The following is a 26,532-nucleotide window of genomic DNA, read 5'->3' on the forward strand; positions in this document are numbered from 1 at the left end:
AGACTGTATGCGTTTACAACTTTTGTTGTACGAATGTTTCTTCCGATATGAAATCATCCTGCTGCATCTTTTGTTTTTTTGAACCGATTCCAAATATACCGACTGTCAGTGCACAAAGAAACCAGCAGCCTGTAAAGAACAAGAAAACACTTAAAAATCCGTAGCCTGAATACAGGAAACTGACGACAAAGGGACCGGCTACATTTGCAAGGCGTCCTACGCCGTAAGTGAGGCCATTTCCAGATGCCCTGGCTTCAACCGGATATAATTCCGGCGTATAAGCATATGCGATCGAACTGAAAGTACGCTCAAACATATGCATGAGAAATCCGCATACGATAATGACCATCGGCAAAGGATTGATGCCGTAAAAGAATCCAAGCGCCATAATAATTAACGATAAAACAGAAATGGCCCACTTTCGATCCACACGGTCAGAGATTTGCGACGCAATGAGAGCGCCCAGCGGGGCACCGATCGTTCCCAGAGTGACGTATACGATAGACTCATCCATTGATACGCCTTCTTTCACCAGAAGGGTGGGAACCCACGTGCCAAAGCCTTGAATTGCAATCGTGGAAGCTGCCCACATCGTCATTAAAACAAAAGTTCTTCCTGCCAAAGGCTTTTGAAACAGCGTCCGATATGGAACGGATTTTACAGCGGTTTGTCTGCTTTGCAGAGCCGGAGCTGGTTCAGGCAGTTCACCCTTTTCTTTTTCTGCTTTTGCCTCCAGTTCAAGCAGAATGCGGTGTGCTTGTTCGCTTTTTCCTTTCGTGTCCAGCCATTTCGGTGATTCTTCCAGTTTTCTGGCGATCAGCGGAAAAAAAATACCGACAGCGCCGAATAGAAAGATAAACCGCCAGCCGTAAGAGGCGGACGGCACGACCAATTTAGCCACCCAGCCGGCCGCAGGAATTCCGCATATGCCGATTGTAATACAGATTGCCTGGTATTTTCCCTTAGTTGCGGATGGGAAAAATTCGCTGATATACGTACTTGCCACAATCGTTGTGGCGCCGATACCTAAACTCGTAAGAAATCTAAAAACACCGAGTATTTCTGGGTTCCAAGCCAGAGAAGAGAGGAGGGAGAAGGAAGAGAAAAAGGTGACAACCAGAATTAAACCTTTTTTCCTTCCGAAACGGTCTGAAAACCATCCTCCGGCAGAGGCGCCGATAAACATCCCGAAATAGGAGACAGACGTAATAAAAGCGATGGTATGAGTGGATATGTTCCATTCCTTTAAAAGTGAAGGCGCCGAATATGAAAACGTATTTAAATCGATAAAATCAAAAAAGTAAGCGAATGAAAGGATAACGAGCACTGCTTGATGGGCCCTTGAAAAAGGCAGTCTGTTTAATCGATTAGACGCATTTACATTGATCATCTCGTATTCCTCCGTTTATCTTTGACTTGTCTGAAGACGGTATTAACCAATGTGATTCAGCGTATTCATGTTGTAACTTTGTTTAGTAAACACATAGCCTTCAGAGATTTTTCTTGCTGTGCGTACTACTTTAATCGTTGTTCCATCCGGATCAACATCTGCCTCGGTTTTTAAAATACCGCTTGGATGCCCCAATCGAATCGTTCTGCCGGAGAATGAAAATTCAGATAATATTGTATCTTGCAATAGCATGCCGGCAGTCGTACATACCGCCCCTGTAATGGCTAAAGCTTGATGCGGTTTTTGCATGGACATCATACGAATGACAAGATCCATCTCTTCTGCGTGTCTCTTTATCCCTTTTGTATCGATATAATCCGCTGGAGATGAGATTAATGTCAGTTTTGGTACGGCCGGTGATTTTGCAGCAGCCTCATGTCTCGGAGCGAATCTGCATTTCTCGGCTGCAATTGATCGGATTATTTCGAGCTTTTCCAATATATCCGGAGTATATTCGTTCGGAAGTTCTATGCCGGTAAGCCCCGCGTCCTCTGCTTTGACAAAGACAAGCGGATTGGCGTAATCAATAATCGATACGGAGATATTCCCATACGGTGTATCGAGAACATCAATAGGCTGACCGGTCGGAAACAGTTTTCCGGTCACCGCCCCTTCAGCCTGGTGAAATGAAAGATAAATAGGAGAAGCTGTACCTGGAACCCCCGGAATAGAGCAGTCCCCCTGGTAATGAAATGTTCCATTTCTGACTTCGACTTCTGCTGCGATCACTTTTTGAGTGTTTGTATTTAAAATTCTGACTGTTGTCACCGGCTCTTCAGCTTGAACGAGCCCTTTCTCAATAGCATAAGGGCCTACGGCAGAAGAGATATTTCCGCAATTGCCTTTGAAGTCGGTAAATTTGTCAGTCAGACTGACCTGCGCAAATGTATACTCAACATCTGCGTCCTTTCTGGCGGATTTCTTAATAATGGCTGCCTTGCTTGTGAGAGAATGGCCGCCGCCGAGACCGTCAATTTGTCTCTCGTCAGGGCTCCCCATAATGTCTAAAAGAAAATCGCTCCATAGGTTTGTATCGTCTGGCATGTCTTTTTGAAGAATAAAAACGCCTTTGCTGGTGCCGCCTCTCATAACGGTTACAGGAACTTTTTCCATGCTGTCTCATCCTTACATCATTTTGTGTGGATAAAAAGGTACCGGTCCCTTTGGAAGATATCGTATGATAAATAAGGATTATAAGTAAAACATATAATTTTTATAAAGTTGAATAAAAAACTTTTATAATATGAGAAAATTTTATAGCAGAAAAATATTTTGGGGGATTTCATATGGATGAAAAGGATTGGATTGTGCTCATTACATTATTCGAAGAAAAAAATATGACGAAGGCGGCAGAGCGATTATATATGACACAGCCGGCGTTAAGTTATCGGCTCAAAAACCTGGAAGCACAATTCGGAGTGCGCCTTTTTTATAAAAGAAAAAAAGGGATGGAGTTCACTTCAGAAGGTGAACATCTGGTTGATTATTCGAAAGAGATGCTGCAGGAGTTCAGAAGAGTGAAGGATGATATGCTCAATATGAGCCATGAAGTCAGCGGGGTTCTCAGATTAGGAGTCTCAAGCAATTTTGCTCAGTATAAGCTCCCGGCGATTCTAAAACGGTTTTCTGATCAGTATCCGTCTGTTCAATTCCACGTCAATACGGGATGGAGTGCGAAGGTGATGGATCTGCTTCATCATTCGGGGGTACACCTTGGGATTATGAGGGGAAATTATGATTGGCAAGGGGAAAAACAACTGCTGAATGAAGAGAGGCTGTACCTTATTTCAAAAACTGAAATCAACAGTGAGGACCTTCCCAAATTGCCGATGATTTATTATCAAACTGATGCTTCTTTGAAAAGTTTGATTCAAAAATGGTGGAATAACCAATTTACTGAACCGCCTTTCATTGCAATGGAGGTAGACAGGCAGGAAACCTGTAAAGAGATGGTGAAAAACGGCCTCGGTTATTCTGTTGTGCCGGAAATCTGTCTTCAGCCTTCTGATGAATTATACACATTGGCGCTGTCTTATAAAAATAACGAGCCTGTGATACGCGATACTTGGCTCATGTATGATTCTTCAGCGTTAGAATTATCTGTCGTCAAAGCATTCATTACTTTTTTGAATGGGAATAAAGCATAAAAAAACCTGCAAGAGACATCATCTCTTGCAGGTTTCTGAGGCATTACTTCTGGTCTTCCGTATTGCGTGTCAGCACTTTATCGATTAAGCCGTATTCTAAGGCTTCATCAGCTGATTTGAAGTTGTCGCGGTCTGTATCGCGCTCAATGACTTCAAGCGGCTGGCCGGTACGTTCAGCAAGCACTTTGTTTAATTTGTCGCGAAGCAAGAGAATGCGTTTTGCCGCAATTTCAATTTCTGTCGCCTGTCCTTGCGCTCCGCCAAGCGGCTGGTGAATCATAACTTCACTGTTAGGAAGCGCGTAACGTTTGCCTTTTTCTCCGGCTGCAAGTAAAAATGCTCCCATAGAAGCGGCCATACCGATGCAGATCGTGGATACTTTCGGTTTAATGAACTGCATTGTATCATAGATTGCCATACCGGCAGTGATTGATCCGCCAGGGCTGTTAATGTAAATGGAAATATCTTTTTCAGGGTCTTCCGCTTCAAGGAATAAAAGCTGTGACACGATGGAGTTCGCAACGTTGTCATCAATCGCAGATCCAAGCATGATAATACGGTCCTTCAAAAGACGGGAGTAAATGTCATAAGCTCTTTCTCCGCGGTTCGTTTGTTCAATGACTGTAGGTATTAAATTCATAATGCTCCTCCTTCACCTTTTAGGTAAGTATGTATTTACATGATACATTTTTGGTCAATAAAGGTCAAACAAAACGCTGACCAAAATGCCAACCTTTTCTTCTAACACCATTTTTCCCATAAAACAAAAAGTTCAAACAGCAAAGTGGAAATGAGGATGATCAGCGCCGGAGCCTTGAGAAAATGATATGGCCGGAGCGCTCAAAATAGACCGCAGTTCCGTCGGTACATACGGCTGAACGGTCTGACTACGTTGTCCGTCCTTCCAAAAGCCGTACCGGCAAACACGTTTCCAGCGGCAAATCATCAAATTCGCCTTCAATTTCTTTTGCTAAAATCTCGATGGCTGTTTTGGAAATCAATTCGATCGGCTGCTGGATGGTTGTCAAGTCCGGCAGAACCGATTGAACGGTTTCAGTGCCGTCATAACCGATCACTTTTAATTGATTCGGGATGTCTTTCCCCCGTTTTTTAGCCTCGTTCATCACGGCAGCCGCCATGATATCATCGCTGGCAAAAATTCCGTCGGTGTCAGGCTGTTCATCGAATAATGTTGAAATAATATCATGGTAATGCTGATAAAAGGGTACTTCATATGTAATAGGCTTCCGTCCGTGTTTATGCATGACGTCTTCGTATGCTTTTCTTCTGAGGTTTGCCGGTGTTTCGAGTTCAATCGGGCCGTTGAGATGGACGATGTGCCGGCACCCTTTTTCAATCAGCAGTTCAGCCGCCTTTTTTCCGCCGTCATAGTTGTCTGAGCCGACGACTGGAATCGTGTCCGATAAGTAATGATCAATGGCGACAATCGGCAGATTTTGCTTGTGATAATTGAGAATTCCCCGGTTGTAAGTCACGGCGATCACGCCGTCCACTTGGTTTCTTATCAGCATCTCCAAATATTTTTCTTCCTTATCCTTTCGATGTAAACTGTTGCAAAGCAGCAGTTTGTAGCCCATGGACGTACAAATGCTTTCAATATGAAAGGCGAGTTCGCCGAAAAACGGGTTGCTGGAGTTTGGAATGATAAGTCCTATTAAATTGGTTCGTTTTCGGAATAAAGAGCGGGCCAGATCGTTTGGAAAGTAATTGATTTCTTCCATCGCCTTGTACACTTTTTCTTTTGTTTTTTCGCTGATATAGCCGCGGTTATTTAATACCCGCGAAACGGTTGTAGATGAAACTCCCGCTATTTTCGCAACATCATGAATGTTAGGCTTCATTCCCGTGCCCTCCTGCTTACTGAAATGGCTTACAATTTCCGTCACGCACTTATTTTAGAGAATCAGGCTGACATGTGCAAGGACATTCCATGTTTCTGTTTTCATATAAAGAGGGTGCATTTTGTTTGATTGAAATAATCAGAAAATTGTATGTCAACCGATTGACATATGAAACCGGTTGACATACAATTCTCTTTGAAAGCGCTTTATTTACGGAGTGAAGGGAAGTGACGGGTATGGAGAGATGGCTGGCGGCAATAAAGTGAAGGAATCAAGCAGCGGCGGAAAGTAAGCGCTTACTCGGAGCTCACATGTATGTGATGAATATGAAGAAGGAAGTATGCGGCTCTAAAACGGCTGTTAAAAGGTCCTATTAAAGGAGCGGTGCAAATGAAAAGCTCAAAAAGTCTGTATTGGAAACTGAGTGCTTATTTCTTCTTTTTCTTTTTTACTTGGTCTTCCAGCTATTCTTTATTTGCGATTTGGTTAGGGCAGGAAATCAATTTAAACGGATCAGCGACAGGCATTATCTTTTCTGTAAACGCCGTATTTGCCCTGTGCATGCAGCCTCTTTACGGTTTTATCTCTGACAAATTGGGGCTGAAGAAAAAGATATTGTTTATGATCAGCTGTCTTCTCATATTCACGGGTCCGTTTTATATCTTCGTCTATGGGCCGCTTTTACAATACAACGTCTTTCTTGGCGCCGTTGTCGGAGGCTTATATTTGGGAGCCGCTTTTTTAGCGGGAATAGGCGCGATTGAAACGTACATTGAAAAGGTCAGCCGTAAGTATGATTTCGAGTATGGAAAATCAAGAATGTGGGGCTCGCTGGGCTGGGCGGCGGCTGCATTTTTTGCAGGGCAGCTTTTCAATATCAATCCCAATATCAACTTCTGGATCGCCTCTGTTTCAGCCGTCATATTAACGGCCATTATCATGTCTGTGAAAATAGAAATGACCGATCATGAGAAAAACAGAGCGGATTCGGTCCGGTTAAAAGATGTGGGGCGGCTCTTTTTATTAAGAGATTTCTGGTTTTTTATGATGTACATTATCGGGGTGACTTGCATTTACGGCGTATATGATCAGCAGTTCCCGATCTACTATGCGTCTTTGTTTCCTTCAGTGTCGATGGGTAACCAAGTATTCGGCTATCTGAATTCATTCCAGGTGTTTTTGGAGGCCGGCATGATGTTTCTTGCGCCTTTTATCGTCAATAAGTTCGGAGCGAAAAACAGTTTGATTTTAGCGGGGTTTTTAATGGCTTTCCGCATCGTCGGGTCCGGAATTGCAGTTGAGCCTGTAGGCATTTCATCAATGAAACTCATCCACGCACTGGAATTGCCGATTATGCTGATCGCCGTTTTTAAATATTTGGCTGCCAATTTTGATACGCGTCTGTCGTCCGTCCTTTATCTCGTCGGTTTTCAATTCGCATCTCAGGCAGGCGCGTCGATTCTGTCGCCGCTTGCGGGAGGATTATATGACAGTGCGGGGTTCCGTCAAACCTATCTCATCATGGGATTCGTCGTCTTTGGTTTTACCGTCATCTCCATATTTACTTTATTGGGCCCGAAACAAAACAGCAGGCGTGTCCAGCGTCTGCAAAAAATCGGATAGAGAGGATGTTACAAATGGATAGAATTCAGCAGGCGGAAGAAGCTTTGAAGGAAGCCGAGGGTAAAGTAAAACAAAGGTATCGATTGGGGTATCATATTATGCCGCGGGCGAATTGGATCAATGATCCGAACGGGCTTATTCAGTTTAAAGGAGAATACCACGTCTTTTTTCAGCATCATCCGTATGATGAGCATTGGGGGCCGATGCATTGGGGACACGTAAAAAGTAAAGATCTCGTTCATTGGGAGCACCTGCCGGTTGCCTTAGCTCCGGGCGACGCATTCGATCAAAGCGGCTGTTTTTCGGGAAGCGCGGTCGATGATCATGGAAGATTGGCCCTCATCTATACAGGACATAATATAATTGATCAAGAGAAAGACCTATTCTATCAAACTCAAAATATCGCTGTCAGCCAAGATGGCACCGTGTTTGAAAAGCTTCAGGAAAACCCCGTTATTGCGGAACCGCCGGAAGACAGCGCCCGTCATTTCCGCGATCCGAAAGTATGGAAGCATCGCGATGTTTGGTATATGGTCATCGGCAACTCTTCAAAAGAAAATGTCGGACGGGTCGTTTTATACCGTTCACCTGATTTGCGTGATTGGGAATACGCGGGGGTTCTCGCCCAAAGTGACGGTAATCTCGGCTATATGTGGGAATGTCCTGATTTCTTTGAACTAGGCGGCAAACATGTCCTGCTGATTTCGCCACAGGGTATTGAAGCGGACGGTGATTCCTATCAAAATTTACATCAAACCGGCTATTTAATCGGTGACTATAATAATGAAACAAACAAATTTACACACGGCGCTTTTAAAGAACTGGATCACGGCCATGACTTTTACGCCGTGCAAACATTATTAGATGATAAAGGACGCAGAATTGCTATCGGCTGGATGGATATGTGGGAATCTGAGATGCCGACAAAAGCAGACGGATGGTGCGGTGCACTGACTTTGCCGCGAGAACTGACTTTGCGTGATGATCATAAACTTTTGATGAATCCCGTGGAAGAAACCAAGCAGCTGCGGAAAATGGAATATCGGGAATGTGCCGGACGATCGATTTCAGGGAGTTACTTGGCAAAGACGTCCGAAGACCTGCTTGAAGTCCGAGCCGTGTTTGATGTAAACGATTCTGATGCCGAAGCGGCAGGTTTTAAAATTCGCGGCCTTGACGAAGAAGAACTTGTGCTGACATACAATCTAACGGATAAAAAGCTGACACTTGATTGCACTAAGATGGGGAAAGCGAAAGACGGTGTGAGAAGGGTGCGGCTGGATGCAAACGGCAAGCTGGCGCTGCGTATCTTTATTGACAGATCCTCGATTGAAGTATTCGCCAATCATGGAGAAACAACGATGACAAGCCGTATCTATCCGAATGAGGGCAGATTGGGGATTGAGCTGTTTTCTGAGAAAGGCGCCGTAAAGGTTGAGGAATTCACCTATTGGACGTTAAAAGACATTTGGAAAAAAAGCTGAAACGAGTGATTGCCGCTTTTTCTGCAGCGGCTGGAAATGCACCGAGCCGGGGGCGTCCGCCTGAAATAAGTTTTTTGTGAAAATCAATGCTGTTAAATGATGCAGGATTATGCTGCATGAGGACGCTGCATAATCCTGTTGTGTGTAATCAAAAAAGAGTTGCTTTCTGTGCGTTTCTTTATTATAATATAAAGGTATCTGATTGAAAAAACGTGCGCTCGTAGCTCAGTTGGATAGAGCGGTGGTTTCCGGTACCACGTCTGTCGGGGGTTCGAATCCCTCCGAGCGCGTCTCAGTTAAGACGATAGGAAAAACCTCGCAGATGATAAATCTGCGAGGTTTTTTTATTTTATCTTGTTTTGAAACTGTTAACGAATGTGTCTCTGTTATGTTCGGTTCCGGCAATCAGCCGCGCACTTTCACTGATCCGCTGTGCGAGAGCTTTTTGCGCCTTGCCTTCGAAGCTGTTCAATAAGGCTGAATAAACTTCATATAATTCATCTTTCAACGTATCCATTTCGAATGTCGGTTTCAGCGTTCGGCGCACTGTCTCCAGTTTTGTCTCCGCTGCCTGTGTCATGACGGTTTTCAGCATCTGCCGCTGCAGCCTTTTCTTCATCGGGTCGTCCTTGTTTTCTAAAAGTTCGTCTAATGTCGGCATTATGTATCCACCTCTATCATCTTAACCAGTTTGCGAGCATCTGGTCTTTTTCCTGAAATTCGTCCGCTATTTTATGTAAGAATCCGCCGATCTCTTCAAGGTCCGTGATCGCCGCCTGCAAAGAATCAATAAACGCCTGCTCAGCCTGTGTGTCGTAAAAAATCGGGCCTTTATCGTAGGATTGCGCAATATCTTCAATTGTATTGGTCACGTCCTGTGCTTGAAGCTGATCAAACAAGCCATGCCCAACTTGGCCGTAAAATTCCGTTTTCAGCTCGGCGATTTTTTCATCGTGCTCTTGATAGGCGTTCTGCGCTTCTTTTTTCATCGTCCGCAAATCCTCAGTCATGGCCTGCACCTTTTCAGCCAGCTTCTTTGCGTTTTTCGGCGTTACTTTTATCGCGTCTCCGCTTCCGATCGCACCGGCCGGCAGGAGAGCGCCGAGGTTTTTATCGAAAACTAATTCATCACCATTCGGATTTGTGATGTTTCCGTTTCGGTCAAATATGAAATTCGCTTCGTTTAAGCCGTGTGTATCCGGATTTCTCAGAATGACCGTAGTGAAGAAATAAGCGAGATTCTTGCTGATCTGCTCGTTCAAGTTCCCGCCAAGCCGCTGCTTCCGGCTGAACTGTGAGAGTGAGGGGTTTTTCGTATAAATCGTTGTCCCGTTGTGGCGGTCATATTCGTTCCAATAACCCGCCCCGACCATGTCGTCCGGATTGATAATGGACCGGATGTATGGATCGTATATGCCGCTGTTGATGTCTTTCTGTGTTTCTTCATCGTGCAGTTTTACGACGGAAGGGCTGTTAAACGCGACGGCGTACACATCATTATTCACCGCGCTGTATTCGGCCTCAGCGCCGCCGAGTGAATGGCCGGTTGTTGAAATAATCGTTGACGTTCCGGCATACTTTTTCTTTACGCTGCGTACCAGCTGATCGGCTTGATCGATTTGCGATGTTTTCGTTATCAGCTTATACTTTCCGGTTGTGAGCATGGCGTCTTGAGAGGGCGTTCCATTGTATTTTCCGAGTGTTTTCGAGGTATCCTCCGCGCCTTTTTTTACAATATAATACACTTCTTTTTGCGGATCATTTCCGAAAACAATATTCCCGCCGTCCGCTTTTACGCCGTCATTGATCGGGTCTTTTCCGATATCGGTTCCCGCAAAGGCGACGACCACGTTTTCGGGGTTTTTTGATTTTACCCATTTTCCGTTGTGTGTTTTTTCTCCTTTTGATAGTACAACTGCGTCCAATCCAGTATCTTCGTCAGTTTTTATTTTCTCAACATACCAAGGGATATTTCTATCAGCTATAATAGGTTGATTGTTTTTTAGACTTTCTTTCAGTTTATTATAATTATATGCGTACCGACTAAGTAAATAATAAGTTTCATCCGATACTTCAGGTACTTTTATGTTCTTGGCCATACAAAACTCCTCACATATAATGTAAAATGAATTATTGAAAGGGTGATTCTATGAAAAAATACATTTTTATCCTTATAATTATTATTATAGCAGTTGGGGGTTTTATAATGAAGAATATTAATGATAAAAATGAACAGGCAGAAGAGGTAAAGATTGCTCAAGAACGAATGGAGAAATTTATCAAAGCGAATTATGAAGGAATACATAACGTTACATTTAAAGATAAATATGAAACAGATCCAATGGGCGGGATAGAGGTATTTGGCTATTACAACGATGATACATCAAATAAATTTGACGGTATTTATGATAAAGCAAATGACAAGATTATGGGACACACTATAGATGCTGTGAGAAAGAAAGAATGTAGAGATAAAGACTGCGATTATTAATAAAGACGCCAGTGTGGCGTCTTTTTTGTATTATACCTTCAATTGCTTCGGAAATTGTGGACCATTTTTCTATTCCGCGAGCTACATGTGTACCTTTGCCTGCTATTGTTGCGTATGCTTCATATGTATTATTGGCTGGCCCCAAAAACTCTAATCGATAAATCCTTTTGCTTAAAGAGTAGCCATTCTTGTTTTTCTCTTTATAATACACTTCTGTTTTCGGATTATTTCCGAAAACAATATTCCCGCCGTCAAAGATCGGGCCTTTTGCGATTTCGGTTCCTGAAAAGGGGACGACCACGTTTTCGAGTTTTTTTGATTTTACGCATTTTCCGTTTTTCTTCACTGCTTGTACTAATACAACCGCATCAAGTCCTGTATTATCGTCTGATTTTATTTGATCGACGTACCAGTAAGTAGGTTTTGAAATGGAAGAATTAGTACGTATATACTCATTGTTCACTAATTTCCTTTTAAGATAGTCATAGTTATAAGCACGTTTATATAGCACCTTTCTTGTCATGTAAAATAGGGTAGGGAAAGGGATGATTTTTTTTGAAAAAATACCTTATTATTGTATCGGTGTTAATTATAACTGTTGGAGGGTTGATTATGAAGCATCAATATGATGTGAAAAAGGAAGAAAAGGCTCTTTTTGAAAAAGCCAAAAGTAAAATGACCGAATACTTGCATCACGAGTACAAGGGAATAGAGAAAATTTCTTATGATGATTATTTTATTGATCCAACTGGCGGAATTACAGTTGAGGGGTATCTAAACGGCGATAAAACTAAAGAATTTGACGGTTTATATGATCCTGTAGGTGACAAAATAGGGAGCTCCTCTGTGGATGCGGAAGAAAAATCTTAAGACCCTAAATGCATCGGATGTCACCACCATTTTTCTAGTCCGCGAGCTTCGTCATAACTCATGGAAAGGATGAGTTCTGTGAAAAAATACGTTTTGATCTTCGTGGTTATTTTTATAGCAGCCGGAGGTTTTATAATGAAGAGTATGCATGATAAAAATGTTCAGGCTGAAGAGATAAAGATTGCGCAAGAACGAATGGAGAAATTTATCAAAGCGAATTATGAAGGTATACATAACGTTACATTTAAAGATAAATACGAGATAGATCCAATGGGCGGGATAGAGGTATTTGGCTATTACAACGGTGATACATCGAATAAATTTGATGGTATTTATGATAAAGCAAATGACAAGATCATGGGGCACTCAATAGACGCTGTAAGTAAGAAAGGATGCAGAGATAAAGATTGTGATTACTAAGAAGACGCTCGTCTGCGTTTTTTATAGATGAGCTTAATGAAAAAGACAAGGGTTTCGGCGTGGGCCGCCCTTGTCTTTTTTTATTGAACACCTCTTTTTCCGGGTAAAATATAACCGGAAAAAGCTCATTATTTGACAGTCCATTTTAACAGCGTTACAATTAAACGTGTAAATAGTTACATGTTTAAATAAACATAATTTCTCGGGAGGTGATACGTCCTTGAATGAACTTTCTTTAAAAAAGTCATTTATGAGTCAGTGAACCGCATCATTGATCCCGAGCACGTGTATTTCCGCACTGTGCCTGTGTTTGAAGCAAGCAGCGAGGCATATCAGTTTCTGCAGGACCGGCTGTTTATCGGGGCTGCGGTCAGATTGCCGGATGACATTCGGTTAGATATTTATGAAATTCAATAATAAGATGGAGAGTGAGTCAACATGGAAAACTTTATCGGAAGCCATATGATTTACACGTATGAAAACGGCTGGGAGTATGAAATCTATATTAAAAATGATCATACGATCGACTATCGGATTCATAGCGGAATGGTAGGCGGCCGCTGGGTGCGCGACCAGGAAGTGAATATCGTCAAGCTGACAGAAGGCGTATACAAAGTGTCATGGACTGAACCGACAGGCACAGACGTTTCCTTAAACTTTATGCCGAATGAAAAACGGATGCACGGAATTATTTTCTTCCCGAAATGGGTGCATGAGCATCCGGAAATCACGGTGTGCTACCAAAATGATTACATTGACGTGATGAAAGAGTCACGTGAGAAATATGAAACGTACCCGAAATATGTCGTTCCCGAGTTTGCGGATATTACGTATCTCAACAATGCGGGAATCAATAACGAAACATTGATTTCAGAAGCGCCGTACGAAGGAATGACCGATCATATCCGTGCGGGAAAATTAAAATAAGAGAAAAACCCGGCAGCTTGGCCGGGTTTTTTGTATCCTTTTACGACAGGGTTTTGGTCATGATAAAGTCGACTTGTTTATCATCACCCATATAAAAAGAGTGTTCTCCGGTTTGGACAAACCCCATTTTTTGATAAAAGGCGATTGCATTTTCGTTTTTTTCCCATACGCCCAGCCAGATGTTCTTTTTATTGTGTGCTGTTGCGATTTTCACAGCTTCATTCAGCAGATATTTGCCAAGCCCGTGTTTCTGATGGCTTTTTCTTATATAAATTCTCTCAATCTCAAGAGAGTCTTCCCCCATTTTTTCTGACTGTGCTTCGTTCATGTTGACTTTTACATAGCCCGCAAGGTCATGATGATAATAAACAAAATAGAATTGAGAAGACGGATTGGATAATTCCTTTTTCAGCTGTTCAGAGCGGAATGCATTTTCCAAATAAGCTTTCATATTTTCAGGTGAATTTTGATCTTTAAATGTATCATTGAAAGTTTCAATGCTTATCTCCCGGAGCTCTGTTATATCGTTAAGGCTGCACTTTTTTAATTTAATACTCATGGTCATACAGCTCCTTTCTTCATTTATCATATCAGCTGAATTTTGTTGTATTTGCAATGAAAATACCGTATAGTAAACATAACGTAATTTTGTTGTATTTGCAACATAAAATAAGAAAATGAGGACGATAAAGTGAAATATGTTTTTTATGTTTTAGGAATCATGATCTTGACCTTTGGTATTTCTGTCACGATTCAATCAGATCTTGGAACGTCGCCTTTTGATGCGCTTATTGTGGGATTGTCCGTCCATGCAGGGCTTACCGTGGGAAGGTGGGAAATCATCATCGCTTTCCTGTTAATTTGCTGTAATTCAATGTTAAAAAGACAAAGACCGGAATTTTCAGGGATGATTACGGCGTTTATAACGGGAATCGGGATTGATATGTGGCTTTTTTTTCTGCATCGAGTCATAACGCCTGAACTATGGTACGGAAAGGCGGGCTGTTTTGCAATCGGTTTAGTTGTGATAGGGATAGGAACCGCAACCTACCTGCACACAAATTTCGCACCGATCCCGGTTGATCGATTAACGTTAATTGTCCGCGAATTAACCGGGAGAAGCATCTTTTTTTCAAGAACGGTCATTTACTTCATATTTTTCATACTGGCCGTGATGCTAAAAGGTCCGGTAGGCATCGGAACGTTATTAACCGTTTGTTTAGGCGGGATCATCCTTCATTTCTTTATGCCGATTACCGGAAGATGGATAGACGGCATATTAACAGCATCTCCAAAGCAGGAAGAAACGAAAACCCGGTAACGGAGGTTTTTACCCGATTCTATCATTTTTCATGTCACCCGCATGTTTAAGGTATAATAAAAAAGGGGGAGGGATTTTTATGAGCGGTCAAAGAAAGCTCGTTTTTTACGGAGCTGTCAGCGCAGATGGCTATCTTGCGCGGGAAAATCATTCTTTAGATTGGTTAATCGGAACTGAAGGTGAAGACAGCACCGATTATGAAGCTTTCTATGAATCTGTCGATACGATCATTATGGGCAGAAAAACATACGAGGAAATATTGGTTTTATTGCCTGAGGAATTTCCGTACAAAGGTAAAGAATGCTATGTGTTTTCGCGGACATTGACCGGGCGTACTGAACATGTGCGGTTTATTCATGAAGAGCCTGCCGATTTTATAAAAGCATTGAAACGCCAAGAAGGCAAGCGGATTTGGATTGTCGGCGGGAGTGATCTGCTGCATCCGGTTTTGGAGGAAAAACTTGTCGATGAGTTTATCATTCAGATCGCCCCCGTTCTGCTCGGCCGCGGAATTTCTTTGTTTAAACCCGGAGACCGGGAGACAGGACTGAAGCTGACTGATGTCAGGCGTTACAAACAATTTGCGGAGTTGCATTATGAAGTGAGATAAAATGAAATGTATGAACGAAACCCAGTAAAGGTTACCGGGTTTCTTTTTCATGTTTGTTTTTATGTTTTGAAATGGTGTGGGCCGGACCGCATGAAAATCCTGCAACCATGATAACAGCCCCTATCCACCTCACGGCATAGAAATCAGTGTCGCGCAGGAAGATAAATGAAACTAAGGTCATAAGCGCCCCGATTATAACGGCAGCTGTGCCGATAATACTTGATTTCTCCATATAAAAACTCCTTTATGAATGTTTGGTTAACGTATTGGGTTGGAATATAACATATCAGGGGTAATGCGGAAATGGATATGCTGCGAAGCTGACTGATGTCTGTAAGATGAAAATGAAACGCCAAGGGAGCCGGCTCCCTTGGCGTTTTTTAGGCTTGAAACAGGATGCGGCGTTTTGCGGAATCGGGATCACTTTCGACAGCGGTATCCGTGTTGAAAAGCAAAGTTTCGCGTGAATCGGTTTCATATTCAGGCCAATTGAAGTGAGAGGTGTTCGGGTTTCCGGTTTTTGCAAAAGCGAGCCATGCGGATTGGATTTGTTTGGAAAGCTGTTCTGCGTCATCACCGAGCGGCTCTTGCAGCGTCTTTCTCAAAGAATCAAAGTTTCCGAACACAAACGGCAATTCCAGAGCGTGAACGGCTTTATGAAACGGCGGTGTTTCGCCATGCCAATCAAAGCGGTACATCCAGACCGGTGCGTGTTGCGACTGTCCTTGTGCGAAAGCGACAGCCGGCCGCCAGAAAATCAGATCCGTCATCATATCGATTTGTCCCGTTAATGAATGCGGATATAAATCTGCCGCTTGCTCGGTGCAGTTTTCTCCGAGGTAATAATGCAAATAATCTTGCTGCTTTTTCTCGGAATGAATGTCTGTATCAGGGGTGAAAAACAAATATGCTTCATCACGATTGGTTCCGATGATCATAGGTATGCCTTCTGCGGCCCCGTCTGCTATGGCTTTCACCGGTTCCGCAGGCAATGTGGCCGGATCGATGGCGGGCTGAAACAAAAGCTGAAAAATGTTTTGATCCAGTGAGCGCCGCACTTTATCCGCAGTCTTAAGCAGGTCATTAACGGAAAGCTCCTGCAATTGATCAGTGCCGGCTTCATGAATAAATGCCGCCGCGATGTCTTTTGCCATGTCCGCCGGGATCGTATGAGAGGCGCCGCTTTCTAAAATGGCTTTATGAAACAGGCCTTTTGCGTCAGGCATTGCCATAAGTGAGGCGATGCTCATGCCGCCTGCCGATTCACCAAATATCGTGACGTTATCCGGGTCTCCTCCAAATTCGGAGATATTGTCCCTCACCCAGCGCAGCGCGGCGACCTGATCGAGCAGCCCGATATTGGCGGAATACGCGTCATGAATAGAAGACAAATGTAAAAAGCCGAACGGTCCGAGCCTGTAATTGAGTGTCACGACAATGACATCTCCCTCAGCGGCAAGGGCAGATCCGTCGTAAAGCGGTTCGCTTCCGGCACCTAAATAAAATGCCCCGCCGTGTATCCATACCATGACAGGCTTTTTTTCGCCCTCTGAATCGGGGGCGAAAACGTTGAGGTAAAGGCAATCTTCAGATTGAGGCGGTATATCCCCGGAAAACGATATGGACAGCATATCATCCGGCTGCGGACAAACCGGTCCGAACGAATCGGCATGTTTTACGCCGTCCCAAAGTGCGGGCGGCTCCGGCGCTTTAAATCTCAGCTCTCCGACGGGCGGCTTCGCGTACGGTATGCCCTTCCATGTGCGGGCACCGCGGCCGGCAGTTCCTTTCAGTGCGCCGCAGCGGGTTTGAACGGTAAGTTTTGTCATGATTTCATCCCCTTTTTTCTTTTCATTATAAACAGAGATGAAGGCATGAAGCGAATAAAAGCCCTTTCATCAGCATATCATCAGTAACGCTTCCGTTCTAAAAATGATCTGACTTCCTGAACGGACAAGCCGAGTTCTTTTGCTTCCTGCATCAGCGCTTTCCATTCTTCAATGTTGGATTCAGTCAGTTTTCTGTTGCGGTAGGGTGCGGGCTCCGGCCGTTTTTCAGTCAGTTTGTTCGTAAAGGTGAACAGTTCTTCTTTCGGCATGCCCGACTGCACGGCCTGCACAAGGTGGATGCGCCACTCATCTTCTGTGTCTCCCATCTGATGCAGCATCGTTTCGGCATCAAAAAGCTCCGTCAGATCGACCTGAAGGGTGGCGGATACTTTTTTCAGAAATTGGATGGACGGATTTGAGTGAACCCCCCGTTCTATCTTGCTTAAATAAGATTTAGAGACACCTGCTTCAACTGCTAGCTGATTAATAGAGTAGCCTTTTCTTCTGCGGTATAAACGAATTATTCTTCCAATCATTGTGCTGAATTCTCCCCTGTATACTGGCATTTTTTTGTTCATTATAAGAAATTTTTCGTTCTTTATAAAATTTAAAATTATAAGGGAAGTGCAGTAAATAAGAGGAAAATCATGATAATGTTCTCTAAAAAGAACCAAATGGCTTAATTTGAAATTTTCAAATTTCGACCTTTTCTTTTATAATCCAATCATTAACAGAAGGGGGCGTTTAAGCCTGATGCAATAAGGATGAGGCTGTAATTACATGAATGAGAATATGAGTTTTAAAGAATTATTTGACATTATTAAACACAGACTTTTACTGATTTTTATCATGACAGCAGTTGTAACGCTGGTGACGGGATACATCCAATTCCGGGTGGTTTCGCCCGTTTATCAGGCATCGACCCAAGTGCTCATTCATGAAACAAGCGGTGAAAAAAATTCGAATCTCAGCGACGTTCAGCTGAATCTTCATTACAACAATACGTTTCAAACGATAATGAAAAGCCCGGTTGTGCTTGAGAAAGTGAAACAGAAGCTGCATCTTTCTGAGACGGCATCCGCTTTAAAAGCAAAGATTACGACAAGCAGCGAAACCGATTCAGAGATCATTACCGTAGCGGTGCAGGACGAGAACCCGAAACAGGCCGCCGCTATAGCGAACACGCTGATGAAGACATTTAAAAAAGAAGTCCGTGACAGGATGAATATAAAAGGCGTCATTGTTTTGTCCGAGGCAAAAGTATCGGAAAGTCCGATGGTCAAGCCTTCGCGCATCAGGAATATCATGATGGCGTTCGGTGCGGCTCTCATGGCGGGTGTGACGCTTGCGTTTTTTCTCCACTTTCTTGATGAAACCGTTAAAAGCGAGCGGCAGCTCAGCGAAAAAACAGACTTGCCTGTTTTAGGGGTTGTGTATGACATCAAAAATCAGCAGACACGGTCTGATGAAAAACATTTCGGGGAGTGAGGCGTTTGGGATTCAGAAAAAAGAAATCAAGAAGGGGACTGGCTCAAATATCCGTTTTACATCACAAATCATTGGTGGCTGAACAATACCGCACCATTCGGACAAATATTGAGTTCTCCTCTGTTCAGACCCATTTGCGCTCCATTCTCGTCACTTCCTCCGTTCCGGGAGAAGGAAAGTCATTCAGCGCCGCCAACCTTGCCGCGGTATTTGCACAGCAGGAAAAAAAGGTGCTGCTCGTCGATGCGGATTTACGAAAACCGACGATACACGAGACCTATCAGCTTGAAAATGTACAAGGCCTTACGAATGTGTTAGTCGGAAACGCTTCCCTCGGCGAAACGGTGCAAAAAACGCTGATTGATAACCTTTACGTCTTAACGAGCGGGCCGACGCCGCCGAATCCGGCTGAGCTTTTATCTTCAAAGGCGATGGGAGAGCTGATTCAGGAGATGTACAGCCGGTACAGTCTGGTTATTTTCGATTCACCTCCGCTTTTGGCGGTGGCGGACGGACAGATTTTAGCGAACCAGACAGATGGAAGCGTTCTCGTCGTCTTGAGCGGAAAAACGAAAATGGATACCGTCCAAAAGGCGAAAGACGCGCTTCAGCAGTCTAAGGCAAAGCTTTTGGGGGCGCTGCTGAATAAAAAGAAAATCAAAAAAACAGAGCACTACTCGTATTGAGCGGTGCAGGTGATGTCTCCTTACCTTTATCAACGGAGGCACTCGGCTCTGCTGTGGGCGGCGTTTTCCGCTGCCTTAGATGCTGGTCGTCGGTGGCGGGGTGTGAGGACGGGTTAAATGCCCAATTTATCTTAAGATGATGCATTGTTATCGGTTTAGCTGTTATGTCTGTTTTTACGAAAACCGTATCAGCTAAACCGATAAATGAGGAGGGGAAAGATTGACTTACCGGAGAAGACTTTCAATGATTTTTGCATTGGATACGTATCTCGTTTTACTTTCCGTTGTTATAGGATATCAATTTTTTGAGGATTCTTATCACTTTTATGACTCCGGAGCGTTACTGCTGACCGCCGTGAGCATGCTGATCAGCCATCATGTATGCGCTTTTATGTTTCACCAGTATAAGCAGGTATGGACGTATACGGGAATAGGCGAGCTGCTTGATCTGCTGAAGGGGATCACGCTGTCCGCAGCTGTGACAGCCGCCGTCCAATACGGGGTGTTCCACACGATTTTATTCCGGCTTTTAGCCGTCAGCTGGATGATTCAGCTATTGTTCATCGGAGGAAGCCGGATGATTTCGCGCGTGCTGAAAGAAACGATCGGCAGGAAGCAAAATGACTCTTCCCGGGCGCTGATCATCGGCGCGGGCGCAGGAGGAACGCTGCTCGTCCGTCAGCTTACCCAGAAAAACGATCTCGGAATCATGCCTGTGGCTTTTATTGATGATGATCAGACGAAGCATAAGCTCAAAATTATGGGCCTGCCCGTCATCGGCGGAAAAGAAAGCATTATGCCGGCGGTGCAGAGGCTGAGAATTCACCACATTATCATCGCCATTCCGTCTCTTTGCACCCATGAGCTTCAGACGCTGTACAAAGAATGTGTACAGACGGGCGCCCATATTAAAATCATGCCGCAATTTGATGAGATCCTGCTCGGAACGCAGGCTGCCGGACACATCAGGGATGTGAAAGCCGAAGATCTCCTCGGCAGAAAGCCGGTCACCCTTGATACGAGCAAAATTTCTGACAGCATCAAAGGGAAAACGATTCTGGTCACGGGCGCCGGCGGCTCTATCGGTTCTGAAATCTGCCGCCAGATCAGCTCGTTTCTTCCACATGAAATCGTCCTTCTCGGCCACGGGGAGAACAGCATTTATTCGGTGCATAACGAACTGTCCGCACGCTTCGGCAAAGAGGTGCTTTTTCACGCGGAGATCGCCGATATTCAGGACAGAGATAAAATCTTTACCTTGATGAAAAAATACGAGCCGCACGTCGTCTATCATGCGGCCGCCCATAAACATGTGCCGTTAATGGAACATAATCCGGAAGAAGCCGTCAAAAACAATATTATCGGCACGAAAAATGTCGCCGAAGCCGCCGATATGTGCGGAACGGAAACATTCGTGCTGATTTCTTCTGACAAAGCGGTCAATCCGGCCAATGTCATGGGCGCGACGAAGCGGTTTGCGGAAATGGTCATCATGAACCTCGGAAAGGTCAGCAACACCAAATTCGCCGCCGTCCGTTTCGGGAATGTGCTCGGAAGCCGCGGCAGCGTCATTCCGATTTTCAAAAAGCAGATTGAAAAAGGCGGACCCGTCACCGTCACGCATCCGGCGATGACAAGATATTTTATGACGATCCCCGAAGCGTCAAGACTCGTCATTCAGGCGGGGGCGCTTGCAAAGGGGCGGCAGATTTTCGTTCTGGATATGGGAGAACCCGTCAAAATCGTCGACTTGGCAAAAAACCTGATTCATTTATCAGGCTATACGACAGAACAGATTCCCATTGAATTCTCCGGTATCCGCCCGGGAGAAAAGATGTATGAAGAACTGCTGAATCATAATGAAGTACATACGGAACAGATTTTTCCGAAAATCCATATCGGGAAAGCGATCGACGGGGATTGGGCCGTGCTCATCCGTTTTATGGAGGAATTCAGTCGTCTGCCTGAAGATGAGCTGAGAAAACGGCTGTTTGAGGCGATCGAATCAGTACATGAAGAAGCGGCCGCAGGTGTGTGATGGGAGGACAGAAAGATGACGAAAAAAGTATTATTCTGCGCCACTGTCGATTATCATTTTAAAGCCTTTCATCTTCCGTATTTTCAATGGTTTCAGGATATGGGGTGGGAAGTGCACGTCGCGGCAGGCGGCAATATGAATCTTCCGTTCGTTGATGAAAAGTTTTCCATTCCGATCCGGCGCTCGCCGTTTCATCCCGAAAATCTTTCTGTTTACAGGCGGCTGAAACGGCTCATTCAGGACAACGGCTACGACATGATTCACTGTCATACGCCGGTCGGCGGCGTGCTTGCACGCCTTGCGGCGAGACAAGCGCGCCAAAAAGGGACAAAGGTGCTGTACACCGCGCACGGCTTTCACTTCTGCGACGGAGCGCCCCTGAAAAACTGGCTTCTTTATTACCCGATCGAAAAATTTCTCTCTTCTTACACGGATTGTTTGATTACGATTAATGAAGAGGATTACGAACGGGCCAAGCAAATGAAAAAAACAGCTTGCGGCGCGAAGAAAATACACGGCATCGGCGTGAATACAGACAGGTTTCGCCCTGTGAGCCGGGCAGAGAGTGAACGTCTGAGAGAAAAACACGGCTTCGGCGCCGGGGAATTTATCCTCATATACCCCGCTGAATTAAACGGCAATAAAAACCAGGGACTTCTCATTGAGGCTGCGGCATTGCTGAAGAACCGCATTCCGGAGCTGAAACTCGTATTTGCCGGAGAAGGCGCGATGGAAGAACCGTACAGAAAAAAGGCTGAATCACTCGGGGTATCCGACATTGTGCGGTTTTACGGTTTTTGCCGTGACATTCATGAGCTGATTCAGCTTGCCGATCTGTCTGTCGCCTCAAGCATCCGCGAAGGGCTCGGCATGAATCTGCTTGAAGGAATGGCTGCCGAAAAGCCCGCCGTTGCCGCGGACAACAGGGGGCACCGTGAGATCATCGAAGACGGTGTGAACGGTTTTCTCGTGCCGGCAGGGGACAGCGCGGCATTTGCCGATCGGATTGAAAAGCTGTACCGGTCCCCGGGTCTGCGAAAAGCAATGGGACAAGAAGGGCGCAGGACGGCGGAATGTTTTTCAGAAACACGTACGGTAAAGGAAATGGCGCACATTTACGCCGGTTATATGGATAAAAAGGAGAAAAGCGTATGAATGCAGGAGCACAACCGAAAATTTCCGTCATCATGGGAATTTATAATTGCGAAGAGACATTAGCGGAGAGTATTGAATCCATCCTGAGCCAATCGTATAAGAATTGGGAACTGATTATGTGTGATGACGCGTCAACTGACGGAACGTATCAGATTGCGCGCCGTTACGCGGATCATTACAGCGACCGGATCACGCTGATTCAAAATAAGACGAATCAACGGCTTGCCGCTTCGCTGAACCGCTGTCTGACATACGCAACGGGGGATTATATCGCCAGGCAGGACGGTGATGACATCTCCAACCCGAGGAGACTGGAAAAACAGGCCGCTTTCTTAAACAAGCACGCCCACTATCAAGTCGTAGGCACGGGGATGCTCGTATTTGACGAATTCGGCGTCAGGGGCGCCCGGCTTTTGCCGCCCGTGCCGAAACCGGGAATTATGGCGAAAGGCACACCGTTCTGCCACGGCACCATTATGATGCGGGCTGAAGCGTACAAAGCGCTTGGCGGCTACCGGTCAGTCAGGCGGACGCGGCGGATGGAGGATATCGATTTGTGGCTGCGCTTTTTTGAAGCGGGTTTCCGAGGGTACAACCTTCAGGAAACGCTGTATAAAGTCAGAGAGGACAGTGATGCGTTTAAAAGGAGATCGTTTACGTATTCCATTGATAATGCGGTGCTCGTTTTTCAGGCATGCAGACGGCTGAAGCTGCCGATTTCCCATTACGCGTATATCGCAAAACCGCTCATCCGCGCCATTACGCCGCCCGCGGTCATGAACCGTTATCATAAAAACAGGGACATCCGCCAAAAAGAAGGGCTTGCCGAACATGACTGACAAACCGATGCGGGTGCTGCACATCTTCAGCGGGATGAACAGGGGCGGCGCAGAAACGATGATGATGAATTTATACCGGAAGATGGACAGAACGAAGGTGCAGTTTGATTTTTTAACCCATAGGAACGATCCGTGCGCTTATGATGAGGAAATTCTCGCTCTCGGCGGACGGCTTTTTTATGTGCCGAGCATCGGCAGCACAAACCCGATTACATTTGTAAAACAGGTCAAGCGGGTGATTCAGGAAAAAGGCCCGTTTGCCGCCGTGCACGCCCATACCGATTTTCAGTCGGGATTTATCGCGCTTGCCGCTCGTTTAGCCGGCGTCCCAGTGCGGATCTGCCATTCGCACAGTACGTCGTGGCGGGGGCGGGCGTCGCGGCTTGCCGGGATGCAGCTGTTTGTGTTCAGACGGCTGATCACGGCAAACGCCACGGCACTGTGCGCCTGCGGAAAAGAGGCGGGCCGTTTCTTATTCGGGAAAGAAAAAGGCGTGCATCTTTTGCCGAACGGCATTGATCTTGACTTATTTGCCGGCGGGTGCGCGGATACAGAAGCTGAAAAAAGGAAGCGGGGCATTGCAGACGGCCGTTTGGTGATCGGCCATATCGGCCGCTTTACAGAAGAAAAAAACCACGAATTTCTGCTCCGGCTGGCCGCTGATATGAAAGAGCGGGGCATCGGCTTACAGCTGATTCTCGCCGGAGACGGTCCGCTTCGCACCGATATGGAAAATCTGGCGGCGAAGCTGGGGCTTGATGATGATGTGCGTTTTATCGGTATAGAAGACCGCGTTCATGATCTGCTGAAAACGCTGGATGTATTTGTCATGCCGTCTCTTTATGAAGGGCTGCCCGTCACGCTCGTTGAAGCGCAGGCCTCCGGGGTGCCGTGCGTGATATCAGACGGCATAACGGAAGAAGCCGATGCCGGGCTCGGGCTGGTCAAAAGGCTCAGCCTCAAAGAACCGCCGGGACAATGGGCATCCGCGGTTTTACGGGCAGCAGAGGCGGCAAAGCCTGACGGGACGCGTATTAAAGAAACCCTCAGGCGGCTGGGATATGACGCGGGAGAAAATGCGGGGGCTGTTATGAAGCTTTACAATATGAATTGGAAAAAGGAACAGTAACGAATGATTGTATATGTAGTCAATATGGGAATTGTTTATATTTGGTCATGGTTCGCGAAAATGTGCGGCGGGCGTGATCAATCGCTTTCGACCGGATACCGGCCGAATCAGCTCGTCATGCTCGTTCCGCTGCTATCGCTGGTATTGGTCTCCGGTTTGCGCTACAGAGTCGGGACGGATTTTCAGACGTACGCGCTAATGTACAAGCTGGCGGAAAATTACGGAAGCATTTGGGAGATCTTCGGGTTCGGAGCGAAAAAAGCAGCCGTTGATCCGGGGTTTACGGCTCTCATCTGGCTCATGAATTTTATCACGAAAGATCCGCAAATCATGTATTTCACCGTGGCGGTCGTGACGTGCAGCTTTATTTTAAAGGGGCTCGTTGAGTTCGGCCGTCCGTTTGAGCTGAGTGTATTTTTGTTTTTGGGCACGTATCACTATTACGCTTCCTTTAACGGGATCAGGCAGTATATGGTGGCGGCCGTTTTGTTTTGGGCCGTCCGTTACGTGATCAGCGGAAGCTGGAAGCGTTATATGTCAATCGTGCTGCTGTGTTCGCTTTTTCATTCCTCAGCGCTGATTATGATTCCGGTTTATTTTCTCGTCAGAAAAAGAGCATGGTCGCCCGCGATTTTCGGACTGTCGGCATTGTTTCTTCTTATGACGTTTCTGTATCAGAAGTTCATTTCGCTGTTTGTCGTCGTGCTGGAAAACAGCTCGTACGGCCATTATGAGAAATGGCTGATGACCAATACGAACGGGATGAACGTCGTAAAAATCGCGGTGCTGCTTCTGCCGCTGTTTTTGGCTTTCTGCTATCGGGAGCGGCTGCGGAAGCTCTGGCCTGACATTGATGTCATCGTGAATTTCTGTCTGCTCGGCCTGCTCTTCGGTCTTTTGGCGACAAAGGATGTTATTTTTGCCCGGTTTAATATATATTTCGGCCTGTACCAAATGATCCTGATCCCTTATTTTGTGAGGATTTTTGATGAAAAATCAAATGCGCTGATTTATATCGCCATTATTGTCTGTTATTTTCTTTACAGTTACTTGCTTATGCCGGTCGATTCGTCTGTGCTTCCGTACAGAACGATTTTTTCCCGGTAATGGACACTGGAGGTTTATATGGAAACACCCGCGGTCAGTTTATTAATTGCTGTGTATAATACGGAAACTTATTTAGAAAGATGCTTAGATTCATTGCTCAATCAGTCGCTCGCCAATATCGAAATCGTGGCCGTTAATGACGGGTCAACGGATCAAAGCCCGGCGATTCTTGAAACCTATCAGAAGCGGGATGAGAGAATCAGGGTCGTTCATCAGCAAAACCGGGGGCTCGGCGCGGTCCGCAACAGGGGAATCGAGGCGGCGCGCGGCGAATTTATCGCTTTTATTGATGCGGACGACTGGGTTGAACCTGATTATTGCCTCAGCATGTATGAAAAAGCGAAGGCTGATCAGTCTGATCTCGTGATTTGCGAATATGCGGCTGAATTTGCGGATACGGGGAAAACCGCCGTTTCAACGATCGCTTCAGCGTACGAGGGCCGCCCGAAACAACGGTACCTGAAAGATTTATTTGAAGGAAGAGTCAGCGGCTTTTCATGGAACAAGCTGTACAAAAGATCCATGATCGAGCATCATCAGCTGCGCTTTCCGCTTCGTGATGAGCTGGAGCACGTGGAGGATCAGTACTTCAGCCTCCGGGCGCATGTTTTCGCAGGTGCCGTCTCATACGTGGATCAGCCGCTCTATCATTATCGGATTCACTTGACTTCCATTGTGCAAAGCTATCAGAAAAAGCTGTTTGACTCAGGTCTCGTTCTCTATCGGCTGAACGAGGCTTTTTTGCGTGAAAACGGCTGCTTACAGGAATACCAGCAGGAGCTGGATTTTTTCATCGTTCAGCACGGAACGGTCTGCCTGCTGAATGAATGGAAGCGGAATAACGGAGGCCGGTTTTCTGAGAAGTGGAAGAATATCAGCCGGATATGCGCTGATCCCGTATTCCGCCTGAGCCTTTCCAAAACGGGAACGGCGCCGTTTGACGCCAAACGCTCATGCCTTCTGCTTTTGGCGAAGCTGAAGCTGATTCCGTTCGTGTCGCTGGCATCAGCCGCGTATCAGCGGGCAATCGAGTACAAAATGAAAATCAGAGGGTGA

General features: G+C 45.5%; 28 protein-coding genes, 1 tRNA gene and 1 pseudogene. 19 read left to right on the top strand and 11 right to left on the bottom strand.

What is annotated here, in order from left to right; translation table 11 throughout:
• Positions 1–13 precede the first annotated feature (13 nt).
• Together ACWJJS_RS03195 and ACWJJS_RS03200 are read right to left on the bottom strand one after the other, a co-directional pair.
• Positions 14–1,390, bottom strand: coding sequence for an MFS transporter (locus tag ACWJJS_RS03195; protein WP_160249196.1), 1,377 nt, complete (start codon positions 1,388–1,390; stop codon positions 14–16).
• A gap of 42 nt (positions 1,391–1,432) precedes the next feature.
• Entirely contained in the window at positions 1,433–2,563 is a 1,131-nt protein-coding gene (locus ACWJJS_RS03200; RefSeq protein WP_454023305.1) for a PrpF domain-containing protein, read from the bottom strand.
• Positions 2,564–2,736: 173 nt separating this feature from the next.
• Between ACWJJS_RS03200 and ACWJJS_RS03205 the strand changes: the two genes are divergently transcribed.
• Positions 2,737–3,597, top strand: coding sequence for a LysR family transcriptional regulator (locus ACWJJS_RS03205; RefSeq protein ID WP_003151510.1), 861 nt, complete (start codon positions 2,737–2,739; stop codon positions 3,595–3,597).
• A 43-nt stretch (positions 3,598–3,640) separates the two neighbouring features.
• Here the strand turns inward: ACWJJS_RS03205 and clpP are convergent, their stop codons facing one another.
• Both clpP and ACWJJS_RS03215 read right to left on the bottom strand, forming a co-directional pair.
• On the bottom strand, positions 3,641–4,237 hold the full coding sequence (gene clpP, locus ACWJJS_RS03210; RefSeq protein ID WP_003151513.1) for an ATP-dependent Clp endopeptidase proteolytic subunit ClpP: 597 nt from the start codon (positions 4,235–4,237) through the stop codon (positions 3,641–3,643).
• A gap of 247 nt (positions 4,238–4,484) precedes the next feature.
• Positions 4,485–5,459: a LacI family DNA-binding transcriptional regulator gene (locus tag ACWJJS_RS03215; protein WP_353575281.1), complete on the bottom strand. Its 975-nt coding sequence runs from the start codon at positions 5,457–5,459 to the stop codon at positions 4,485–4,487.
• A gap of 390 nt (positions 5,460–5,849) precedes the next feature.
• On the opposite strand from ACWJJS_RS03215, the gene ACWJJS_RS03220 reads away from it, so the two are divergent.
• The 3 genes from ACWJJS_RS03220 to ACWJJS_RS03230 all read left to right on the top strand — a co-directional run bounded on the left by ACWJJS_RS03220 (position 5,850) and on the right by ACWJJS_RS03230 (position 8,856).
• A complete protein-coding gene (locus ACWJJS_RS03220) occupies positions 5,850–7,082 on the top strand; it encodes an MFS transporter (RefSeq protein WP_146284041.1) in 1,233 nt (410 codons plus the stop codon).
• Between the two features lie 14 nt (positions 7,083–7,096).
• Positions 7,097–8,566, top strand: a complete 1,470-nt coding sequence (locus ACWJJS_RS03225) for a glycoside hydrolase family 32 protein (protein WP_102422876.1) — start codon at positions 7,097–7,099, stop codon at positions 8,564–8,566.
• Between the two features lie 214 nt (positions 8,567–8,780).
• Positions 8,781–8,856, top strand: a tRNA-Arg gene (locus ACWJJS_RS03230).
• A 59-nt stretch (positions 8,857–8,915) separates the two neighbouring features.
• Here the strand turns inward: ACWJJS_RS03230 and ACWJJS_RS03235 are convergent.
• Together ACWJJS_RS03235 and ACWJJS_RS03240 are read right to left on the bottom strand one after the other, a co-directional pair.
• A complete protein-coding gene (locus tag ACWJJS_RS03235; protein WP_094247467.1) occupies positions 8,916–9,227 on the bottom strand; it encodes a hypothetical protein in 312 nt (103 codons plus the stop codon).
• Between the two features lie 16 nt (positions 9,228–9,243).
• Positions 9,244–10,665: a lipase gene (locus ACWJJS_RS03240; protein ID WP_454023306.1), complete on the bottom strand. Its 1,422-nt coding sequence runs from the start codon at positions 10,663–10,665 to the stop codon at positions 9,244–9,246.
• Between the two features lie 107 nt (positions 10,666–10,772).
• Between ACWJJS_RS03240 and ACWJJS_RS03245 the strand changes: the two genes are divergently transcribed.
• Positions 10,773–11,057 carry a DUF1433 domain-containing protein gene (locus ACWJJS_RS03245; RefSeq protein WP_014305885.1) on the top strand — a complete coding sequence of 95 codons (285 nt, stop codon included), beginning with the start codon at positions 10,773–10,775 and terminating at the stop codon, positions 11,055–11,057.
• Here ACWJJS_RS03245 and ACWJJS_RS03250 read toward each other — a convergent pair.
• The gene (locus tag ACWJJS_RS03250) at positions 11,005–11,520 is read right to left on the bottom strand and encodes a hypothetical protein (RefSeq protein WP_454023307.1); all 516 of its coding nucleotides are present in this window, start codon (positions 11,518–11,520) and stop codon (positions 11,005–11,007) included. The genes ACWJJS_RS03245 and ACWJJS_RS03250 overlap by 53 nt on opposite strands.
• A gap of 92 nt (positions 11,521–11,612) precedes the next feature.
• Here ACWJJS_RS03250 and ACWJJS_RS03255 point away from each other — a divergent pair, with 92 nt between their 5' ends.
• The 4 genes and pseudogenes from ACWJJS_RS03255 to ACWJJS_RS03270 all read left to right on the top strand — a co-directional run bounded on the left by ACWJJS_RS03255 (position 11,613) and on the right by ACWJJS_RS03270 (position 13,274).
• Positions 11,613–11,927, top strand: coding sequence for a DUF1433 domain-containing protein (locus ACWJJS_RS03255; protein ID WP_044052874.1), 315 nt, complete (start codon positions 11,613–11,615; stop codon positions 11,925–11,927).
• A 135-nt stretch (positions 11,928–12,062) separates the two neighbouring features.
• Positions 12,063–12,347 carry a DUF1433 domain-containing protein gene (locus ACWJJS_RS03260; protein ID WP_454023386.1) on the top strand — a complete coding sequence of 95 codons (285 nt, stop codon included), beginning with the start codon at positions 12,063–12,065 and terminating at the stop codon, positions 12,345–12,347.
• 255 nt (positions 12,348–12,602) lie between these two features.
• Positions 12,603–12,764: pseudogene (locus ACWJJS_RS03265) on the top strand (DUF3237 family protein); the annotation flags it as partial.
• Positions 12,765–12,785: 21 nt separating this feature from the next.
• The gene (locus ACWJJS_RS03270) at positions 12,786–13,274 is read left to right on the top strand and encodes a phenolic acid decarboxylase (RefSeq protein ID WP_454023308.1); all 489 of its coding nucleotides are present in this window, start codon (positions 12,786–12,788) and stop codon (positions 13,272–13,274) included.
• Positions 13,275–13,314: 40 nt separating this feature from the next.
• On the opposite strand, the gene ACWJJS_RS03275 is transcribed toward ACWJJS_RS03270, so the two are convergent.
• The gene (locus ACWJJS_RS03275) at positions 13,315–13,833 is read right to left on the bottom strand and encodes a GNAT family N-acetyltransferase (RefSeq protein WP_070082421.1); all 519 of its coding nucleotides are present in this window, start codon (positions 13,831–13,833) and stop codon (positions 13,315–13,317) included.
• A 132-nt stretch (positions 13,834–13,965) separates the two neighbouring features.
• Between ACWJJS_RS03275 and ACWJJS_RS03280 the strand changes: the two genes are divergently transcribed.
• Positions 13,966–14,595, top strand: coding sequence for a YczE/YyaS/YitT family protein (locus ACWJJS_RS03280; protein ID WP_454023309.1), 630 nt, complete (start codon positions 13,966–13,968; stop codon positions 14,593–14,595).
• A 79-nt stretch (positions 14,596–14,674) separates the two neighbouring features.
• The gene (locus tag ACWJJS_RS03285) at positions 14,675–15,205 is read left to right on the top strand and encodes a dihydrofolate reductase family protein (RefSeq protein ID WP_025853511.1); all 531 of its coding nucleotides are present in this window, start codon (positions 14,675–14,677) and stop codon (positions 15,203–15,205) included.
• A 31-nt stretch (positions 15,206–15,236) separates the two neighbouring features.
• On the opposite strand, the gene ACWJJS_RS03290 is transcribed toward ACWJJS_RS03285, so the two are convergent.
• The 3 genes from ACWJJS_RS03290 to slrR all read right to left on the bottom strand — a co-directional run bounded on the left by ACWJJS_RS03290 (position 15,237) and on the right by slrR (position 17,570).
• A complete protein-coding gene (locus ACWJJS_RS03290; RefSeq protein ID WP_454023310.1) occupies positions 15,237–15,437 on the bottom strand; it encodes a hypothetical protein in 201 nt (66 codons plus the stop codon).
• A 148-nt stretch (positions 15,438–15,585) separates the two neighbouring features.
• Positions 15,586–17,034, bottom strand: coding sequence for a carboxylesterase/lipase family protein (locus tag ACWJJS_RS03295; RefSeq protein WP_454023311.1), 1,449 nt, complete (start codon positions 17,032–17,034; stop codon positions 15,586–15,588).
• An 80-nt stretch (positions 17,035–17,114) separates the two neighbouring features.
• Positions 17,115–17,570 (bottom strand): HTH-type transcriptional regulator SlrR, encoded by a 456-nt coding sequence (slrR, locus tag ACWJJS_RS03300; protein ID WP_017418863.1) that lies wholly within the window; start codon positions 17,568–17,570, stop codon positions 17,115–17,117.
• A 244-nt stretch (positions 17,571–17,814) separates the two neighbouring features.
• Between slrR and ACWJJS_RS03305 the strand changes: the two genes are divergently transcribed.
• The 8 genes from ACWJJS_RS03305 (at position 17,815) to ACWJJS_RS03340 (ending at position 26,532) form a co-directional block, all read left to right on the top strand.
• Complete coding sequence (locus ACWJJS_RS03305; protein ID WP_454023312.1) at positions 17,815–18,522, top strand: YveK family protein; 708 nt, start codon at positions 17,815–17,817, stop codon at positions 18,520–18,522.
• Positions 18,523–18,527: 5 nt separating this feature from the next.
• A complete protein-coding gene (locus tag ACWJJS_RS03310) occupies positions 18,528–19,208 on the top strand; it encodes a CpsD/CapB family tyrosine-protein kinase (RefSeq protein ID WP_003151543.1) in 681 nt (226 codons plus the stop codon).
• Between the two features lie 220 nt (positions 19,209–19,428).
• Positions 19,429–21,246, top strand: coding sequence for a polysaccharide biosynthesis protein (locus ACWJJS_RS03315; protein ID WP_172614994.1), 1,818 nt, complete (start codon positions 19,429–19,431; stop codon positions 21,244–21,246).
• Between the two features lie 15 nt (positions 21,247–21,261).
• Positions 21,262–22,401, top strand: a complete 1,140-nt coding sequence (locus tag ACWJJS_RS03320) for a glycosyltransferase family 4 protein (protein ID WP_014305877.1) — start codon at positions 21,262–21,264, stop codon at positions 22,399–22,401.
• Positions 22,398–23,240 carry a glycosyltransferase family 2 protein gene (locus ACWJJS_RS03325; RefSeq protein ID WP_015387673.1) on the top strand — a complete coding sequence of 281 codons (843 nt, stop codon included), beginning with the start codon at positions 22,398–22,400 and terminating at the stop codon, positions 23,238–23,240. Before ACWJJS_RS03320 ends, ACWJJS_RS03325 begins: the two co-directional genes overlap by 4 nt.
• The gene (locus ACWJJS_RS03330; RefSeq protein WP_454023313.1) at positions 23,233–24,369 is read left to right on the top strand and encodes a glycosyltransferase family 1 protein; all 1,137 of its coding nucleotides are present in this window, start codon (positions 23,233–23,235) and stop codon (positions 24,367–24,369) included. The genes ACWJJS_RS03325 and ACWJJS_RS03330 overlap by 8 nt, the downstream gene beginning before the upstream one ends.
• Before the next feature lie 3 nt (positions 24,370–24,372).
• Positions 24,373–25,476: an EpsG family protein gene (locus tag ACWJJS_RS03335; protein WP_025853495.1), complete on the top strand. Its 1,104-nt coding sequence runs from the start codon at positions 24,373–24,375 to the stop codon at positions 25,474–25,476.
• 18 nt (positions 25,477–25,494) lie between these two features.
• Positions 25,495–26,532, top strand: coding sequence for a glycosyltransferase family 2 protein (locus tag ACWJJS_RS03340; RefSeq protein WP_102422575.1), 1,038 nt, complete (start codon positions 25,495–25,497; stop codon positions 26,530–26,532).

The organism is Bacillus sp. JK106 (assembly GCF_053663355.1).

What these genes read in the sequence shown, in the direction of transcription:
- ACWJJS_RS03240 (WP_454023306.1), bottom strand. Translation starts at nt 10,665, where the DNA reads ATGGCCAAGAACATAAAAGTACCTGAAGTATCGGATGAAACTTATTAT.
- ACWJJS_RS03285 (WP_025853511.1), top strand. Translation starts at nt 14,675, where the DNA reads ATGAGCGGTCAAAGAAAGCTCGTTTTTTACGGAGCTGTCAGCGCAGAT.
- ACWJJS_RS03220 (WP_146284041.1), top strand. Translation starts at nt 5,850, where the DNA reads ATGAAAAGCTCAAAAAGTCTGTATTGGAAACTGAGTGCTTATTTCTTC.
- ACWJJS_RS03215 (WP_353575281.1), bottom strand. Translation starts at nt 5,459, where the DNA reads ATGAAGCCTAACATTCATGATGTTGCGAAAATAGCGGGAGTTTCATCT.
- ACWJJS_RS03260 (WP_454023386.1), top strand. Translation starts at nt 12,063, where the DNA reads ATGAAGAGTATGCATGATAAAAATGTTCAGGCTGAAGAGATAAAGATT.
- ACWJJS_RS03270 (WP_454023308.1), top strand. Translation starts at nt 12,786, where the DNA reads ATGGAAAACTTTATCGGAAGCCATATGATTTACACGTATGAAAACGGC.
- ACWJJS_RS03195 (WP_160249196.1), bottom strand. Translation starts at nt 1,390, where the DNA reads ATGATCAATGTAAATGCGTCTAATCGATTAAACAGACTGCCTTTTTCA.
- ACWJJS_RS03205 (WP_003151510.1), top strand. Translation starts at nt 2,737, where the DNA reads ATGGATGAAAAGGATTGGATTGTGCTCATTACATTATTCGAAGAAAAA.
- ACWJJS_RS03330 (WP_454023313.1), top strand. Translation starts at nt 23,233, where the DNA reads ATGACTGACAAACCGATGCGGGTGCTGCACATCTTCAGCGGGATGAAC.
- ACWJJS_RS03235 (WP_094247467.1), bottom strand. Translation starts at nt 9,227, where the DNA reads ATGCCGACATTAGACGAACTTTTAGAAAACAAGGACGACCCGATGAAG.
- clpP (WP_003151513.1), bottom strand. Translation starts at nt 4,237, where the DNA reads ATGAATTTAATACCTACAGTCATTGAACAAACGAACCGCGGAGAAAGA.
- ACWJJS_RS03305 (WP_454023312.1), top strand. Translation starts at nt 17,815, where the DNA reads ATGAATGAGAATATGAGTTTTAAAGAATTATTTGACATTATTAAACAC.
- slrR (WP_017418863.1), bottom strand. Translation starts at nt 17,570, where the DNA reads ATGATTGGAAGAATAATTCGTTTATACCGCAGAAGAAAAGGCTACTCT.
- ACWJJS_RS03340 (WP_102422575.1), top strand. Translation starts at nt 25,495, where the DNA reads ATGGAAACACCCGCGGTCAGTTTATTAATTGCTGTGTATAATACGGAA.
- ACWJJS_RS03290 (WP_454023310.1), bottom strand. Translation starts at nt 15,437, where the DNA reads ATGGAGAAATCAAGTATTATCGGCACAGCTGCCGTTATAATCGGGGCG.
- ACWJJS_RS03325 (WP_015387673.1), top strand. Translation starts at nt 22,398, where the DNA reads ATGAATGCAGGAGCACAACCGAAAATTTCCGTCATCATGGGAATTTAT.
- ACWJJS_RS03335 (WP_025853495.1), top strand. Translation starts at nt 24,373, where the DNA reads ATGATTGTATATGTAGTCAATATGGGAATTGTTTATATTTGGTCATGG.
- ACWJJS_RS03245 (WP_014305885.1), top strand. Translation starts at nt 10,773, where the DNA reads ATGAAGAATATTAATGATAAAAATGAACAGGCAGAAGAGGTAAAGATT.
- ACWJJS_RS03275 (WP_070082421.1), bottom strand. Translation starts at nt 13,833, where the DNA reads ATGAGTATTAAATTAAAAAAGTGCAGCCTTAACGATATAACAGAGCTC.
- ACWJJS_RS03295 (WP_454023311.1), bottom strand. Translation starts at nt 17,034, where the DNA reads ATGACAAAACTTACCGTTCAAACCCGCTGCGGCGCACTGAAAGGAACT.
- ACWJJS_RS03225 (WP_102422876.1), top strand. Translation starts at nt 7,097, where the DNA reads ATGGATAGAATTCAGCAGGCGGAAGAAGCTTTGAAGGAAGCCGAGGGT.
- ACWJJS_RS03200 (WP_454023305.1), bottom strand. Translation starts at nt 2,563, where the DNA reads ATGGAAAAAGTTCCTGTAACCGTTATGAGAGGCGGCACCAGCAAAGGC.
- ACWJJS_RS03320 (WP_014305877.1), top strand. Translation starts at nt 21,262, where the DNA reads ATGACGAAAAAAGTATTATTCTGCGCCACTGTCGATTATCATTTTAAA.